This is a genomic window from Enterobacter hormaechei subsp. hoffmannii (assembly GCF_001729745.1).
Classification (GTDB): domain Bacteria; phylum Pseudomonadota; class Gammaproteobacteria; order Enterobacterales; family Enterobacteriaceae; genus Enterobacter; species Enterobacter intestinihominis.
Genome location: NZ_CP017186.1, coordinates 2,337,974 through 2,355,150, shown reverse-complemented (window position 1 = coordinate 2,355,150; position 17,177 = coordinate 2,337,974). Strand labels below are relative to the sequence as shown.

Sequence of the window (17,177 nt, the reverse complement as noted above, 5' to 3'; positions counted from 1 at the left end):
TCATAACATGATTATCAGCCCACCGTTTCTGAGAAACAGAACTGCATCCCAGTCTGATGCCGACTGGACTGGCGCAATGATGCCGGTTAATCCAGACCAGGGATTCCCGTTGAACGGAGCAGAATCCTGGCATGGAGGTGTTCACATCACACATACAGACGAAGGAATGCCTAATGAAAAAATACGGGCAATTGCTGATGGCGTGGTTGTTTCGTTCCGCCAGCCATCGCCGTCTAAAGATGCAGAACCACTCAATTATCTCGGACCGACAGATGACGGCTATGTGTTGCTGAAGCATGAAACGGAGACAGGAAGCGGAGATGACGGGAAGGTCGTATTCTATTCACTGTGCATGCATATGAAATTTCTGGAGGCAGAAATAAAGCAGGATGCAAAAATATACCGTAAAGCCCCCCTGGGCTCTTCAGGCACGTGCAGTGGACGGAATGAATTCCATTTCCAGATTTTCTGTGATGACAACAATATCAGCAAGCTGACGGGCAGAACGACCCGTGAACTGGACGTGTCGAAAGATGGCCGGACTGATGCCGTTTACGGAGATATTCACTTTTATCTTCCGGCCGGAACGAAGTTTTATGATAAGGCACCCGCAAATAACAGTACTTCCATAACCGGGCTTTCTGAGCTGTATACCAGCAGTGCGCCTCTGTATGCCAGTATGACGCTGGCACAGGGCAGCTGCACGATGGTGACCCGGCAGAAAAATACGCAGACTGACGGGAAGTATGACCTGCTGGGCGACCCTCTGGTGAATGCTGACGGAGAGGACTACGAATATAATCTCTATAACACCGCGATGCGGAATTATAAGGAAAGCCCCAGCGCCGGGTTTGAGCTGCTTCGTTTTGGCCGGGTGATCAATACGGAGCATGAAACGCTGGTACCGGCAGATGCGCCATTATGGATGACGGTCAGTTATCCGGGTGGCAAAGGGGTGGTCAATCTCGCTGATCCGAATATTAAAAAATTCAGTGACGCTGATTTTCCTCACTGGACGGGCTGGCAGCTGGTTGATGACGATACTGACAGTAATAGTCAGTGTAGCTCAGCCATAATCAGGAAACTGCAGGAGGACGGTGAGTACAATAATCAGTGTGGAAAGTTAATCTGTCATTTCCCGTTCGAATGGGAAAAAAGTACGTTCGATACCCGTTTTTCATGGCTGAAAACGGGGAATGACAAGCGTGCTCCGATGACGGAAGCAGATTATGCAAAATTTAAGGCTCATGCAGAAGCGTTGTGCTTTGATTCCGGAGCATTCAATAGTGGAAGACTGTGGCATTTTGAGCCAAACGCATTCATTGAACATTTTAGAAAATGTAGTTGGATGAATCTTGATGAGTTAGCTGCCACATTTCCGAAATATTTATTTTACTCTTCAAATGGAAACCCAAGAACTGCTCAAAAGCAGCCTGCAAGCGTGTATACAATAGATCATGAACAAGCCAAAACTAGGATTGAGTCGCATTACGAATCGTTGAATTTGTGTATTAGAAAATACATTGGAAACGACAAAAAAAGAATATCATTTTTTCTACCCCAAACATTACTAGAAACTGCTCAGTGGAGGGATTTAGGTGGTAGTAAGAGGTTATTACATGAGTGGGGGTTTGGACGTTATAATTCAGTGAATCCTGCCACGGAGTATTATACTGTTTTTTATGGTAGAGGGATCATGCAACTTACATGGGCAGGACTGTATAAAACCTACGGTGAATACCGAAATTTTCCAAATCATTCAGGTTCATATACGGATCGATTACGCCCTGATGCTCCGCGGCTTACTTCAATCTCAACCCATTATGCAGCCCATCCCGATGATGGGGGGACTTTGTTTCGGTGGTCTCCAAGATTCGATCCTGATATCGTGGCTGAAGATAAATACAACGCTTGTGATTCTGGTGGATTTTATTGGGCTTCAAAGGTATATAGACGAAAAACCTCAATGAATAGAGTCGCGGATGAAGATTTCACAGCAGATAATGTCGGGTTAATCAATCGTTTGGTTAATGGGGGCTCGAATGGGTACTATGAAAGACAAGCCTACTCGAAATTTATTGGTTTTTATTTAATGGATGAGATAAATACTGATGCAACTGTTACTGTAAGCCCTACTGGAAAATCTCGCATTGTTGTGGACTTAACAAAATCCTAAGGTGTTATGATGATATATATTATTTTTGTTTTTTACATTTTTACAAATATTGCATTGGGTTGTGATAATACACTTTTAAATGTTAACATTGCAGAGGGTATTTCTGCGAAGATTTTGCTGAAAAGTAATGATTCGTTGTCAATGTCGATTTTAATTCATGGTAAGATTATTAGTACAGAAGAAATAGATGTTTCATCTGAGAAAAAAAATCATGTTACATTCGAAGATTATAATCGTGATGGTTATAAAGACTTCAGTGTATGGCATTTAGATGAAGGAATGGGTACGTATAAGATTTATAGATTATTTATCTTTGCACCATCTGAGGGAAAATTCAAAGAGATAAAGTCTGGATGCGGCGATGGTTTTGTTAATATTCGGATTGAAGGTGACAATTTAATTAACACGTTTTATGATGGTAACGCTCCGAAATCATGCGCTATGCCAATTGACGCTCTTAAGTGAAATAAGTATCAATAATTGAGTAGTGGAAGACTGTGGCATTTTGAGCCAAAAACATTCATTAAACATTTTAGAAACTATGGATGGTTAAGTTTCTATGAAATGAAACAAATAGTACCTAGCCATGCACTGCGGCAAACTGGCAGAGATCGGTTTGCTTGGGAGGCAATTAATACGAATTTAAGAAAGCCGGGCTCTATTTTAAGTAACCAGATTTCAAATTTAAATTCCTCGATGAGAAAGTATTGTATTAATACTCCCTTTAGGATTTCTTGTTTTTTAGGTAATGCAATACAAGAAACAGGCTGGTTAAGTACCCTTCATGAAGGAAATGGCAGTAACCTCTGGTACGCCCCGTGGTACGGACGCGTTTTTTTGCAATTAACTAATCCAGAAAACTATCTAAATTATTTTAAATATATTGGCAAGGTAGTTCAGGATCACTTAAAACGAAGTTTGGTTGACGCATATGCATTAATTGCAGCACAACCACCTGCGAATAGAACTAATGCGACATTGCAAGATCGCCACTTCCCTACGCTTCCAACAGAGTTTATAGGACTAAGGAGCGAGGTTAGTGATTCACAAGGTACATTAGCTGCAGATAGCGCTGGGTTTTATTGGGTAAAAAATAAGATAGCTAAATATGCCGATGAGGAGCATGTTTTAGAGAGGGTTTCTGTTAATTCAAATTTAGGAATTAAGTATTACTACCAAAGTCCTAGTTTTTGGAAAGCAAGTGCCGCAGTTAATTTACCTGGAAGGATCGGTTCACTTTACCATCGCTCACTAAATGGATTCGATTCAAGATGCTGTGCCTACGGAGTTGCCATTGCTATTTTAACTGAAAATAAATTCCCGAATGCTTCTGGAAGTTTTGTTTTGGAGTTTCCAGAAGGATATAATCATAAGACGTAAATTATATGAAATTGTTATATATAGTGGTTTTTCTCAGTATTAGTTCCTTCGCTATGGCCTCTGCTCCTGAAGCTAAAGTTGAAAATACTTCAGTAACCAGAGCATTGACTTCAGATTCTAACGCAGAAATCTCTTCGTCATCCAGTTTTGATGCATGTAATGTGCATTTCAGGGATTACAAATTCCCTACATTGTCAGAGGATGAGTACTTTAAAAAAAATCGCCAATATCAGAGTGGAGTTGTTTATATTCTGGTGAGGCATTTGAAGCGGGATATGATACACAGCAAGTAAACACTAAAGGAATTAGTGTTAGTAGTACTGATAATAAAATTGTTTATGATTATAAGAATAAGATATGGAAACTAATACCAGATACAGCTTATGTAAAAAATGGAAAGATAAATCATCTATCCCTAGTGCAGGTAAAAAGTAAAAATGCATCTGGTTTTATGGCTGTTAACAGTATGGCGAAACTCATAGATGGAACTCTAGGTGAGAGCATTTATTTCTGTTTGATACATAAAAATAATGCTCTATGTGGCTCTGGCATTAATTCCCCTGATGATAAAAATGAAGAGCTCTCTAAAGATGCGTTGAAACTGCTTGAGAGTATTTCATTTGATGATAACTAACCTTAGTTAATATTTATAAATTATAAATTATAAATTATGAAGTATGAATGTCGTACTCACTGAAACATCCTCCTGAATGTTATCCACGACCAGTTTCACCAAAAACATCCCGCTGGTTTGTCGTTCTGGCGGCAATGTTGGTTATTAGCGTGACCCTTATGCGTATATTCTGACGCTACATCGATACCAGACACTTCTGGTTGCTTGCTATTGGCACACCTGTCGTTGTGTGGATTGTAAGTTTCGGTTTTCGCATATGGCTCTGGCCATTACAGGACAGTAAAGCGAATAGTTTTACCCGGCGTTAAGCAACTGTTACTGTAAGCCTTACTGGAAAATCTCGCATTGTTGTGGACTTAACAAAATCCTAAGGTGTTATAATGAGGTATATTATTTTTCTTTTTTACATTTTTACAAATACTGCATTAGGTTGTGATAATAAACTTTTAGATGTTAACTTTGCAGAAGGTATTTCTGCGAAGGTTTTGCTGAAAAATAATGATTCGTTGTTAATGTCGATTTTAAATCATGGTAAGATTATTAGCACAGAAGAAATAGATGTTTCATCTGAGAAAAAATCATTTTACACTCGAAGATTATAATCGTGATGGTTATAAAGACTTCAGTGTATGGCATTTAGATGAAGGAATGGGTACGTATAAAATTTATAGATTATTTATCTTTTCTCCACCTGAGGGAAAATTCAAAGAGATAAAGCCTGGATGCGGCGATGACTTTGTTAATATTCGGATTGATGGTGACAATTTAATTAACACGTTTTATGATGGTAACGCTCCGAAATCATGCGCTATGCCAATTGACGCTCTTAAGTGAAATAAGTATCAATATAAGGAAGTGAAAATTGGTAATAGTTGTGAAAAATCACCTTTGATTGTAAAAACTAGTGAAGATGATGGCTTAGAAAATCAGCATTCTGGAGGGCTATTGCAACAATGAATTTGTCTGGAACTATCAGCAAACAAAATCGTCAAGGGATAAATGGATTAAATGGAAGAATGACATTTGAGGATGTCAGATGGCCTCCGTTTAAGTATACCTGGTATGTGCCTAACGATTCTACAGAACAAGAATCCGATTATTATGCTATTACGTAATGAAAATGAAATTTCTTAAGTTGTTAATTATATTATTTGTGTTAATGATCTTCTCAGCTTTTGCAATGAGATCAAATGCAAAACTTACTCCTCAACAAACAGTCATTGATTTTATTAGTGACTATGAGGCGTGGAATCAATTTGCTACGCAAAATTTAAGCGAAGATACGGGTTTTCAGGCAAAAGAGGAATACATTAAATTACTGAATAAATATTGCACTCAATCTTCTGGCAGAATTGGTTGTAATAAGTATGGGCAATATTCCTTGCATGTTTCCGGTGGGGAGAGAGTAATTAGTACCAAAAAAGCAAGAGCCAGCTGAATCTCGGCCTCTTGGTCGACAGCGAAAAACGATAGAGTACATAGTCATGTCAGGAGACTCCCTCTCGAAAATTGCCGAACGTTATAAGACAAGTACTGATGAAATTGCTAAAAATAATAATATAAAAGATGTAAGTAAGATCTTCCCCGGTCAGCACTTGACGATTTATGGTGTCAATACTAGTGACCCTTCAGTGTATATCGTTTCACCGGGTGATACTCTTGCGGAGATCGCGGATAAATACGATGTTAGTTTAGACGAAATCGCACGACAGAACAACATATCCGATCCTAATAAAATTTACCCAGGGCAATCATTTTCCATAAGCAAAAGTGGTAGTAATGCTGTTGGCGAAACAGAAAAACCAGCAGTTAGCCCTCCAGCATCAAAATCAGTGAATAAAAAAACGCTGGAATCGATTGGGGGAAAAAATTCTGGAAATCCAATAGCTATACTCCTTCACGACCAGAGAGAAGCTCCGTGGATGAATATTGCACTGAGTGAGGCAAAGAAATGGCATGGAACTAAAGAAGACTCTATTACCAGCAATTATCATGCATTAATAGGTCATAAATGGATAAAAAATCTAGTTGGGACATCAAATGCTTGGTGTTCGTCTTTTGTAAATTATTGTTTTCAAGAAAGTGGATATCATAAAACAGTGCCAGATCCATATCGTGCTATTTCGTTTTTTAAAGATAGCAATAACTTTTTTGAAATCAAAAAACCTATCTATGGATGTGCCGCATCATCAGGAAAGCATGCAACCTTTGTATATGGTCAATCGAAGTCGGGAGAATTAATTTGTTTGGGCGGTAATCAGGGTGACACAATAAAATTTTCACTTTTTAAAGATTTTAGATTTTTTTTACCAGTGGCATATAAAGGATACTATGAGTCAAATGCACAAAAAGAATTAGACATCTTTGATGTAAATGAACTGAATGAAATGATTGGTATTCATTCTAAAACAACTGGACACGAGAGCACAAGATGATTCTAACAAACAAGATAAAACTAGCATTATTTCTGGTGACTTTGCCTGTTATGAGTAGTTTTGCATCTTCTTTTACTAAGGAGTTTGTTAGGATTGATGGTGTCCATAAGGTGAGGATTGATATTCAAGAAGAAAATCTTGGGGATGTTAAAAATTCAACAATAACCGCTTCGGAGTATGTGAAAAACAAAAAAATATGGAGTCTTGTCGATTTTGTAAATAAATGTCCGCTTGATATAAATATGGCCTTGATTAAGGGCTCATTCGAGGTTAAGAAAATTAATGACTCATTAGATACAGTATTGTTTGCTTATACCATAGGTTATGTGGGCGGCCTTGATCCAGTTGCTGTAAAATATTTTGCTTATGAAAATGGTATTAAGCATTCTCTTCGAGGAGAAGAACGGATGATTACGCCTGATGGGGTAATTGATAATAATATTAGACCATTACCAGATACTAATTTAAAAAATAATATTCTTTTGCATAAATACATGCTCAACAATTGGTGTAAAGCATCAACAGTTGTTCTGGAGTAAACATATTTTGATTAGACATTAAATAAATTCAGTGTACCAGAATTATTTTTGAATGGGAAAGGTAAAAAATTAATGACAAAATCCCACTCATGTTCTTGCATTTCTTATCGTGGGGATGATAATAAAATCCAATATATCAATAATGTTTCATTCAACTACAAAGGTAGTAGCTAGAGACATAAAAAATCGGTAATGTATATGCTTCCGATTATGCTTACGGAAAAAGACCAGGTAAATTGAATGCAGATAAAGATAATAAAGCGTATCTTGCTTACAACTACATACCCAACAGAGAGAACAGGTTTTTCTTTTTTCATAATGAAATGACTATATTTTATATCTTCGAAAAACATGGGCCACTTTATGTGAATTCCGAAGTATGTACTCAAAAAAACAATGCATTGCCGTGGCTATTATACATCAGGCCCTGAAATTGGCCGCCTCAGAATAGAAACAAATTACATTGACATACAAGGTAATTATATTGAGGAGGGTAAGCGCATTTCATATGATTCAAACGGGGAGGTAACGCTAATTGAAATTAAAAACAGAGGCCATAAAAAATATGAAATGATCTTTGACAGATATCCCGAGAGAGCCAAACATTTTTCCCTTTTAGCTAATGCTTAGAAATTTTGAATCATGAGTGTGTGAATGCGGTATTCCCTTAAACATCTTCCTGAATGTTATCCACGACCAGTTCCGCCAAAAACATCCCGCTGGTTTGCTGTCCTGGCGGCAATGCTGGTCATCAGTGTGATCCTCATGCGGATATTCGGGCGATACATCGATAACAACCACTTCTGGTTGGTCGCTATTGGTACGCCCGTTGTTGTTTGGATTATAAGTTTCGGTTTTCGTATGTGGCACTGGTCATTACAGGACAGTAAAGCGAATAGTTTTGACCGGCATCGGGAACGCTGGATCTTAAGTGAGACCCGTAAAGCACGCCGCGCGCTTCAGATACTGAATATGACATTTATAACTGCCCATAAGGAAGACAAACAGGGTTCTGTCGCTGTTGAGATGCTCAAGAATCACAGCATTATTATTTCTCAGTCGGACTGGAAAGGCGAAAAAGGCAAGAGGCTGAGCCGTATTACGACAGAGCCGGGAGAGACTCCTGAGCTGGTTGTCACGCGTCTGTTTTCTGAACTCATTGCGGGTCTGCCAGTTGGCCAGTTCCCGGAAAATGCCTCACTGGCTGTCATCCTTGATATCTCGTCAACTTTGTCATTCCCTGCGGTTCAGGAAATTTGGCAGGAAGCCTGGAAGGAAAGTGGAATAACCTGCGCGGTTGAGTATGTGGACAGCAATGGGCCGGGAGTAGTTAGCCACTGGCTGGATTATCGCATTAAAGATGAAACGATGTTATTGATCGTTGGCCTCCAGATTGACCCGGTTGACTCAAACAATACCGCAGAAGCCGCTGTTGCACTGCTTCTCGGCAATCGCCTGACACAGGAGGCACTCGAACCTCTCGCGCTGCTGCACCGGCCAGATGCTTCCTCTCCTGGTGAATTGAGCGAGGGGATGAACATGGCCGCCTGGAACGTCCCGCTCAAAGGACATATCGTTAAAAATTTATGGCTTGCCGGACTGACGGGTGAGCAGCACGCAGAAGTGATCACATGTCAGAATGCACATCCTGCGCAGTCTGTAGCGGACGACTCCGTCATTTCACTCGACAGGTCTATGGGACGTGCCGGTGCCGCAGCCCCCTGGCTTGCCATCGCTGCCGCCACTGAAATCGCCCAACAAACACAGTCACCACAGATGATTATCTGTGGCGATACCACAAAGAATGTGCTGTGGAGCACGCACATTACCCCGATTGCTTCCCGACAGGAGATGGATCCGTGAAGCTACCTTTTGCTATTGCACCAAAGACTACGGAAGGCCGCTATCTTGCTGTCGCATTGCTTTTCTTTTTGTTGTTAGCCGTTATGACGTTCATGCTCTGGAAGCATCCGGATATTGCCGGGATTCAAGACGGTAGTCAGCAGCAAATTTACTGGCTTATCGCTGGCGGATGTATTTCAGGCTGCACCCTTATCCTATCCATGTTGCTCCTGGCGGCAGTTCGTAATGCCGGTAAGCAGGAGTTTAATGCGCTTGTCGACGATACCAGTGGTGATGATGAAAAAAGGAAGCGGGAAAATGATAACGCCCCTGTTCACCCTGCGGTGGTCATGTGTGACAGGATTCGGGCGCATCTCCGCTCCCGTATTAGTTTTTACTGGCGTAGCAAAACACGTCTGCTGTTAATCACCGGCGATGAAGCCGCGATTGAGCAACTGGTACCCGGCCTACAACAGCAGCAGTGGCTCGAAGGCAACCGCACCGTGCTGATTTATGGCGGCAGCCTGGCATCGGAGCCTGACCGCGAAAAATACACCGCGCTGCGTAAACTACGCCGCGGGCGCCCGCTGGACGGGATTATCCGTGTACTGCCCGAGTCGCTTAATCTTACTCCACATATCAGCGACAGCGATTTACGCGGCCTGGAAAAAATCAGCGAACTGCTGCGTTATTCCGCTCCGGTCTGGCTGTGGCAACTGTGCAGCAGTCACTGGTCGCAGGGTACGCGTCCTGAGCAGGCGGTAGGTGCAAGCTTTCCACCACGCGCAAAAGAAGACGATGTAATCCGCCAGCTGGAACTGATGCTGCCGGCCCTGCGGGCGCAGGGGATGAGTCAGGTCGCGGAAAACAGCAGCCACGACTTCCTGCTGCGCCTGAGCCAGCACCTGAACGACGGTGCTATTGCCCGCTGGGCTCAGCAGTTGCAGCCATGGTTCTTTGTTTCTCAGCAGCGCGTCCCGCTGCGTGGTCTGATGTTCAGCCTGTCGGAGAAGAAACCTGCCGGAATGTCAGCGGGGACAGCCGATGCTGAGAATTATGGATCACAGCGTCATGCCCTGACTCTGCCAGCAACCTGGCAGGGTATTGTTGACGACTGCACCCGCGTACGTGGCCGTCGTGTCGGTATGCCGTGGGAACGAGCGCTGGCCTGGGCACTGATGGCCATCATCAGTGTCTGTGGGGGAGGGATGCTGCTGTCGTTTGCGGTCAACCGGTCACAAATAGTTTCTGTTGCACAGCAGGCTCATGCTCTGGTGGAGCACCCTTCTGTATCGGATTACCAGCTGACGGCCCTGCATGCTTTGCGTAATGATGCCGGTCGCCTGCTGCACCATATTCTGGACGGCGCGCCATGGTATCAGCGCTTTGGTCTTAACCATGATCAGCAGTTGCTTGACGCAATGCTGCCCTGGTACGGGGTGGCGAACAACCGTCTGATACGTGATCCGGCAAATGAAGCGCTTAAGCAGAAGCTCATTGCGCTGGTCAATTCGGCACCCAACAGCGACCAGCGGACACAGCTGGCGAAACCGGGTTATGACCAGCTGAAAGCCTGGCTAATGATGTCCCGTCCGGATAAAGCTGATGGTGCATTCTACGCGCAAACCATGAAAACCGTGCAGCCGACGCGTTTAGGTATCTCAGCTGGCCTGTGGCAAAGCCTGTCACCGGATTTGTGGGCTTTCTACATCACCGAACTGCCTAAGCAGCCACAGTGGAAAATCACGCCGGATGCGCAGCTGGTCAGCCAGAGCCGCCAGGTGTTGTTGCAGCAGATAGGACGGCGCAACGCGGAAAGTACGCTGTACGAGAACATGCTCAAATCCGTACGTCGTAACTTTGCCGATGTGTCTCTGGAGGACATAACTGGCGGTACCGATGCCCGTCGCCTGTTTACCACCGATGAGGTGGTGCCGGGCATGTTCACCCGTCAGGCCTGGGAGGGAGGGATTCAGCAGGCCATTGAGAAAGCGGCAAACTCCCGCCGCGATGAAATCGACTGGGTACTGAGCGACAGCCGGAAAACCGTTTCCTCAGACCTGTCGCCGGAAGCACTGAAAGCACGTCTGACGGAACGCTACTTCACCGACTTTGCCGGTAGCTGGCTGAGCTTCCTCAACAGCCTGCAACTTAATCCGGCAAACAATATTGCAGACGTCACTGACCAGCTGACGCTGATGAGTGATGTTCGCCAGTCACCGCTGATTGCCCTGATGAACACCCTCGCCTGGCAGGGGCAGGCCGGCCAGAAGAGTGAAGGCCTGTCGGACTCCATCATCAAATCGGCTAAAGACCTGGTAGGCGGGAAGGACAAACCGGTAATTGACCAGTCAGCCTCAGGCCCGCAGGGCCCACTGGATGAAACCTTTGGACCGTTGCTAACACTTATGGGTAAAAACAACGGCAGCAACGTTATGTCGGCTGACAATTCACTGAGCCTGCAAACGTATCTTACCCGTATCACCCGTGTGCGTCTGCGTCTGCAACAGGTCGCCAGCGCCTCTGACCCTCAGGAAATGATGCAGAGCCTGGCGCAGACCGTATTCCAGGGCAAAAGCGTGGACCTGACCGACACCCAGCAGTACGGCAGCCTGATTGCTGCAAGCCTGGGCGAAGAGTGGAGTGGTTTTGGCAGCACCATGTTTGTGCAGCCGCTGACCCAGGCCTGGGAAACTGTGCTTCAGCCATCGGCAGCGAGCCTGAATGACAAATGGAGTCGTTCCGTGGTGGCGAACTGGCATACGGCATTTGACGGACGTTTCCCATTTGCTGTCAACAAGAGTGATTCCTCTCTGCCAATGCTGGCTGAGTTTGTGCGTAAGGATAGCGGACGTATTGAGCGCTTCCTGACCACGGAACTCGGCGGTGTGCTGCATAAGGAGGGCAGCCAGTGGGTACCGGATAAGGTCAACAGCCAGGGACTGAACTTTAACCCAGCCTTCCTGCGGGCGATTAATCAGCTCAGCCAGCTATCGGATATCTTGTTTACCGACGGCAGTCAGGGCATCAGCTTTGAACTACAGGCGCGTCCGGTACCGCAGGTGGTAGAAACGCAACTGACTATTGATGGACAAAAGCTGCACTACTTCAACCAGATGGCAGACTGGCAGAGCTTCCGCTGGCCTGGTGACACCTACAAGCCCGGAACCATGCTGACATGGACCACCGTCAATGCGGGTGCACGTCTGTTTGGTGATTACAGCGGAACCTGGGGCTTTATTCGCTGGCTGGATGAGAGTAAACGAGAGCAGCTTGACCGCAGTCAGTGGATGATGAGTTTTACCGCGCCGGATGGTCGTACCCTACAGTGGGTACTGCGTTCACAACTGGGCAGTGGGCCGCTGGCATTACTGGCACTACGGGGCTTCACGCTGCCAGATCAAATATTTAGCGTAGATAGCGCGGCTATGGCGCAGGCGCTGATGACCAATACAGAAAACAGTGACATGGACGGAGTCGAATAATGGACGCTTTGCAGAATCTGGTTGTTGCCTGCCAGGCAGATGAAACCCTGCTGCGACAGCAGGCGCAGTCACATTCCGAAAGCTGGCAGCGCTGGCTTACCCCGATCAGTGAGAACAGTCCTACAGGAGAAGACCCGGGTTATGACGATGATTTCCAGCGTATCCGGGAGGAGGTCAATAAACTTTCCAGTATTGATACCGGGCTGATTTGCCAGCTGGCTGAAAAGGTGTTGAACACTGTGGCCAAAGATGTCCGGGTTGCTACTTACTATTGTTGGGCGCGCTTGCACCAGGACGGTGAAACCGGGTTTGCTGAAGGGCTTGAGCTACTTGCGGGATTACTAACGCGCTATGGAAAGCAGCTTCACCCGCAGCGAGAGCGAAGCCGTAAACCAGCACTGGAGTGGCTCGCAGGCTCTCGTCTGCTTGACAGCCTGTTACTCTGGCCAGAAGTGGTACGCGACGATGCCCAGCGTACGACCGGTGCGTTGCTTCTCATCCGAGACAGTCTTGAAACTGAGCCTGAAGCGTCACGTCCAGATCTAAGTGCCCTGTACAGCGCGCTGGGTTCCCGCCTGATGAAAGCCGGTGGCGTGGATGCGGTAATACCCCAGAACGCCAGCAGTAAAACACGCGCGCAGTGGGCATCTCACGCGGCAGAACAGGACGCGCCAGCGCTGAGCCACATCACGTCAGGTCAGGATTTGCTGGCTCAGGCCCGAACCTTGACGGGATATCTGCGTGAGCAACCTGATGGCTGGCTTGCCGCGCACCGACTGATGAAAAGTCTGCGTCACGACACGCTGAGAGCGATCCCGGCTCCGGATGCCGAAGGGAAAACGCGCATCGAACCGCCGAGGGCTGACCAGCGGGCAATGCTCAAACGGCTGTATTTGCAACAGAGCTGGCTGGAGATACTGGAACAAGCGGACAGCACTTTCTCGCGTGGCGCCAATCATCTCTGGCTAGATTTGCAGTGGTACATCCATCAGGCCCTGATTAAATCAGGCCAGGATGTGCTGGCCGATATCATTATCGCTGACCTGAAAGGGCTGCTGCGGCGCCTTCCCGGACTTGAAACGCTGGCCTTCAATGACGGCACACCCTTTGCTGATGAGGTCACGCTGAACTGGATAAACCAGAGCGTACAGGACGAGATGTCCAACTGGCGGGATGAGCCTGTCAATGCCTTGAGTGAAACTGGCAACGATATTCTGGCCCTTGAACCGGAAGCTTTGGAGAAAGCTGACACGGATGGTCTGGATGCCACACTCCACTGGCTGCAAACGCGCCCGGGCACCGACACCACAAAAGACAAATGGTTGGTGCGTCTGCTAATGGCCCGCGTGGCGGAGCAGAAGGGTAAGAATGAGCTGGCTCTTCATCTGCTGGGTGAGCTTGACGGTGCAGCACAGGCCATCACCCTCACGCAATGGACGCCAGCATTGATGTTTGAAGTGAAATCGCGCCGCCTCAGGCTGCTGCGCATGAAAGCCGCCCGCAGTGAAACCGATAAGTCACGGCTTCAGCCAGAGATGGACCAGCTTCTGGCAGGTCTGATTGCGCTTGACCCGGCAGGCAGTGCGGTGCTTTGCGGATAACCAGGACTGAATTCAGCGAAAAGGAAAAATGTATGTCAGCAAAAGGCTTTTATCTGGTGCAGGGCGACAAAACGACCTGCGGCGGAAGAATTATCACGGGCGCAGAAGATCACACTCTGTTTGGTAAACCGGTTGCCCGGGAACAGGACGGCGTGACCTGCGGTAAATTTCCGGGGATTTACAAGGTAGCCGGAGGCATCGACAACGATATCATTCATGGCAGGCGAATGGCCGGGACTCTCGACAGCTTCAGCTCATGTCCCTGCAGGGCAAAGTTTATTCCGTCGATGCTGGAGGATACGTACGAGAAGAGTGGAGGGAGTGCTAATTCTGCAGGGGGGGCAACGGCAGCCACACCTACAGCCACACCTACAGCCACATCTACAGCTACTTCACCGGCAACTACTCCACCAGTAACGACTGCCGGGCAGTCGTCGGATCTTAAGAATCAACCGCATTGTCAGCATACTGATGGCGCGATAAAGGTTGCAGACTACATACTCAAAGAAATTAAGACAAATGTCAGAAGCCAGACTGCAGAAACAATCAGATATTTAATCGACGAGGATACTTTAAAACAAAGGCGTGCCGAGTGGAATAAACTCCCTTTTTATGCAAAGTTGCGCACATTTCCAAAACCGGATTTGCCTGCTGCAATGGCTGTCTGGTATCAGACCGTGAAAACGGGTTCTACTTGGGATCACAAACCGAAGATTCGCGATAGATTTTCGTCGGTTGCAGTTGCGCGACCATTACCCAGAAAAGGGAAACCGTCAAGGTCTTATTACCACAAGTTCAAACAGCATGATTACTTTTATGATGTTTGGTCAAACATACATTATGGCTACGTTGGCCTTAGTGTCGGTTTTTCAGAATCATTGCTCTTAAAGGGTTCTACCTGGGAACAAAACATGACACCTGGAGCGATTGGTGACGATACGGTGGACGACGTTACGAGCATGAAGATCGGTTTTGCTCTATTCCATCAACACGGGAAATATGCAGACAGTTTGGCTGTGATTAATATACTTGACGCGCTTGAGCAAACACCTAATGTGCTACTACCACACTCAAAAGAAAAACACTGGTGCTGGAATACAGATAATCCAGATAAGATTGAGGAATGATTATGAAAAAGAAAATAATTCTGGGTTACATTGTATTCTTTTCGGGACTGTTGGTGCTAATTGTTCACATATTCCCGGTGCGACCTTTCGTTACTATTACAAATAATACTAACAAACCTCTTTTCATATATGCTGGTGAGAGCATCTACGGCGTCGACCCCGAGCCTGAAGAAGTTGAGCGAATTGTAAGGTCAAAACCTGACGTCATAGCTCCAGGAGAGAAAAGCGAATTTACTGCTTCATTTATATCTCTGATTAGAAGAGATGCAGCAATCGATATTGGTTGGAGGATCGGTGGCCAATACGAATATAATTCAGTTGGTGGTGGAGGTCAGAATTTCATTCTTTCCTCAACAGCAGGTGCGTGTTCTGTGTCGATTAAAATAAACGATGGATTTAATAATGAGATTCTAGAGGATGATCCTGGAAATTTGTGTTTTAAAAAAATAAAAGCATTCAAGTACAAATATTGACCCACAATCTATTTTTCATTGGAAATGAATATGGAAAGTCAAAATGTCCAGGGTTTAATAAATATTAAAAAATCTGTATAAATATATAGATAATCTAACTCTGCGTTATTACGATATTGAAATGCGCTACCTGCTGGAAGCTGGCGAAGATTTTTTCCCTCGCTCAACGTGAGCAGGCTGACATTTCAATGAGACCTGTTGTGATAAGTAACGATGAGCATGAGCAAATCATCCTTTCATGGCATGATCTTGATTTAAATAATGCAAATGTCAGAAAGTTATTATTATAAATATAAAGAGTATGATTTTTACCTTGATGTCTGGTCAAATATCCATTATGGATATATTGGGCTAAGTGTTGGGTTTTCTGAGGAGCTATAATTGAAAGGCTCTATATGGAAGTAAAATATGACCCCGGGTGCAATGGGTGATGATACCCTGGATGATATTACAAGTATGAAGATTGGTTTTGAGTTATACCATCGTTTTGGTAAGTATGCCTAAAAGCTTACTTCTCAGCATATTCTTGATGCGCTCGTAAATACATCAACGAAAGGTTTTTCCGAATCCAGAACCGACCATTGGTGCTGGAATGAAAAGAATCTCAAGCACATAAATATGCCTGCGGAGTTTCAATGATAAAAAATACTGTTATTATTCTTTTTGTGTTGAGTTTATTTTGGATGTTCACTTATCATCTAAAACCTTCCGTAAGTATATATAATAAATCAGGCGGCGTTATTTATTTATATAAAAGCACAGGAGTGAAAAATATTGAACCTGATATTGAACAGGCTGAGAGTTCCATGAGGCCTATTGTGATAAATAACGATGAACATGAGAAAATCATCCTTTCATGGCAGGATGTTAATTTAAACAATGGTCAGTTATATCTTGGGTGGAAGACCAGTAGCCAGACGGATTCATTAACTAATGTGAGCGGCGGGGCGATTTTTGATATTACCAAAAATGTTGGTTATTATTCATACAATGTGTACATTGGACTAGCGAGGGAAACGATTAAGCCACTGAAGAGCATTCTATGTTTTAATAAAATAAATATATCGCCAAAAAATAAATCATTAATTGGCAAAGAGGCAAGGGAATAACAGGTTGTATGAGATTACGTTTGAAATCACGAAATATAGTACTGAATCACTGATAATCCTGAAAGCCAACCCCGTGGAGTTGAGAATGATTAAGCGTCTGTTGCTTGTTTGTGCACCTGTAGCTTTATTTTTACTGGTCAGTACAGCAATTCTCTCCCTTTCATTTATGGATATCAAATATACGTATGAACCCGCGTTAATCGGAACGCGGCTGGATTATCTGGTTGACGAAACCTACTCCATTGCCTGGTTATTCTATGGTGCATTGAATATTACTTTTGTTGTTATTTATACCGTCTTTCTTCTGGTTTTTAAGCGATTAAGCAGGAAAAATTAGTTGGTGCCCTCTCAATAAGTTGCAGATTGTCATGGCTTC

General features: G+C 44.8%; 16 protein-coding genes and 1 pseudogene. All 17 read left to right on the top strand.

All coding sequences use genetic code 11. The features are described from left to right. The first annotated feature begins 7 nt into the window (after positions 1 to 7). The 17 genes and pseudogenes from BFV65_RS11035 to BFV65_RS10975 all read left to right on the top strand — a co-directional run bounded on the left by BFV65_RS11035 (position 8) and on the right by BFV65_RS10975 (position 17,138). Positions 8 to 2,176, top strand: a complete 2,169-nt coding sequence (locus tag BFV65_RS11035) for a M23 family metallopeptidase (protein ID WP_069596629.1) — start codon at positions 8 to 10, stop codon at positions 2,174 to 2,176. Between the two features lie 6 nt (positions 2,177 to 2,182). Continuing rightward, the gene (locus BFV65_RS11030) at positions 2,183 to 2,641 is read left to right on the top strand and encodes an XAC2610-related protein (RefSeq protein ID WP_236724035.1); all 459 of its coding nucleotides are present in this window, start codon (positions 2,183 to 2,185) and stop codon (positions 2,639 to 2,641) included. 99 nt (positions 2,642 to 2,740) lie between these two features. After that, the gene (locus tag BFV65_RS23120; RefSeq protein ID WP_127913519.1) at positions 2,741 to 3,556 is read left to right on the top strand and encodes a hypothetical protein; all 816 of its coding nucleotides are present in this window, start codon (positions 2,741 to 2,743) and stop codon (positions 3,554 to 3,556) included. 451 nt (positions 3,557 to 4,007) lie between these two features. Then, on the top strand, positions 4,008 to 4,190 hold the full coding sequence (locus BFV65_RS23115) for a hypothetical protein (protein WP_062932966.1): 183 nt from the start codon (positions 4,008 to 4,010) through the stop codon (positions 4,188 to 4,190). A gap of 558 nt (positions 4,191 to 4,748) precedes the next feature. Beyond that, positions 4,749 to 5,024: an XAC2610-related protein gene (locus BFV65_RS11020; RefSeq protein WP_069596628.1), complete on the top strand. Its 276-nt coding sequence runs from the start codon at positions 4,749 to 4,751 to the stop codon at positions 5,022 to 5,024. Positions 5,025 to 5,310: 286 nt separating this feature from the next. After that, the gene (locus BFV65_RS11015) at positions 5,311 to 5,628 is read left to right on the top strand and encodes a hypothetical protein (protein ID WP_127353267.1); all 318 of its coding nucleotides are present in this window, start codon (positions 5,311 to 5,313) and stop codon (positions 5,626 to 5,628) included. A 46-nt stretch (positions 5,629 to 5,674) separates the two neighbouring features. Continuing rightward, a complete protein-coding gene (locus tag BFV65_RS22435; RefSeq protein ID WP_071892843.1) occupies positions 5,675 to 6,625 on the top strand; it encodes a C40 family peptidase in 951 nt (316 codons plus the stop codon). After that, on the top strand, positions 6,622 to 7,164 hold the full coding sequence (locus BFV65_RS11010; protein ID WP_069596627.1) for a M949_RS01915 family surface polysaccharide biosynthesis protein: 543 nt from the start codon (positions 6,622 to 6,624) through the stop codon (positions 7,162 to 7,164). The genes BFV65_RS22435 and BFV65_RS11010 overlap by 4 nt, the downstream gene beginning before the upstream one ends. A gap of 654 nt (positions 7,165 to 7,818) precedes the next feature. After that, positions 7,819 to 9,027: a KPHS_23130 family T6SS system protein gene (locus BFV65_RS11005; protein WP_069596626.1), complete on the top strand. Its 1,209-nt coding sequence runs from the start codon at positions 7,819 to 7,821 to the stop codon at positions 9,025 to 9,027. Then, positions 9,024 to 12,491, top strand: a complete 3,468-nt coding sequence (locus tag BFV65_RS11000; RefSeq protein ID WP_069596625.1) for an ImcF-related family protein — start codon at positions 9,024 to 9,026, stop codon at positions 12,489 to 12,491. Before BFV65_RS11005 ends, BFV65_RS11000 begins: the two co-directional genes overlap by 4 nt. Further along, on the top strand, positions 12,491 to 14,092 hold the full coding sequence (gene tssA, locus BFV65_RS10995) for a type VI secretion system protein TssA (protein WP_069596624.1): 1,602 nt from the start codon (positions 12,491 to 12,493) through the stop codon (positions 14,090 to 14,092). Before BFV65_RS11000 ends, tssA begins: the two co-directional genes overlap by 1 nt. Before the next feature lie 32 nt (positions 14,093 to 14,124). Continuing rightward, the gene (locus BFV65_RS10990; protein WP_069596623.1) at positions 14,125 to 15,219 is read left to right on the top strand and encodes a polymorphic toxin type 44 domain-containing protein; all 1,095 of its coding nucleotides are present in this window, start codon (positions 14,125 to 14,127) and stop codon (positions 15,217 to 15,219) included. Between the two features lie 2 nt (positions 15,220 to 15,221). After that, positions 15,222 to 15,692 (top strand): immunity protein TsiR, encoded by a 471-nt coding sequence (locus tag BFV65_RS10985; RefSeq protein ID WP_069596622.1) that lies wholly within the window; start codon positions 15,222 to 15,224, stop codon positions 15,690 to 15,692. Positions 15,693 to 15,777: 85 nt separating this feature from the next. After that, positions 15,778 to 15,846, top strand: a pseudogene (locus BFV65_RS23560) (hypothetical protein); the annotation flags it as partial. A gap of 107 nt (positions 15,847 to 15,953) precedes the next feature. After that, positions 15,954 to 16,073 carry a polymorphic toxin type 44 domain-containing protein gene (locus BFV65_RS23495; protein ID WP_081330542.1) on the top strand — a complete coding sequence of 40 codons (120 nt, stop codon included), beginning with the start codon at positions 15,954 to 15,956 and terminating at the stop codon, positions 16,071 to 16,073. 254 nt (positions 16,074 to 16,327) lie between these two features. Beyond that, complete coding sequence (locus BFV65_RS10980; RefSeq protein WP_069596621.1) at positions 16,328 to 16,801, top strand: hypothetical protein; 474 nt, start codon at positions 16,328 to 16,330, stop codon at positions 16,799 to 16,801. A gap of 85 nt (positions 16,802 to 16,886) precedes the next feature. Continuing rightward, on the top strand, positions 16,887 to 17,138 hold the full coding sequence (locus BFV65_RS10975; RefSeq protein WP_157886688.1) for a hypothetical protein: 252 nt from the start codon (positions 16,887 to 16,889) through the stop codon (positions 17,136 to 17,138). Positions 17,139 to 17,177 lie beyond the last annotated feature (39 nt).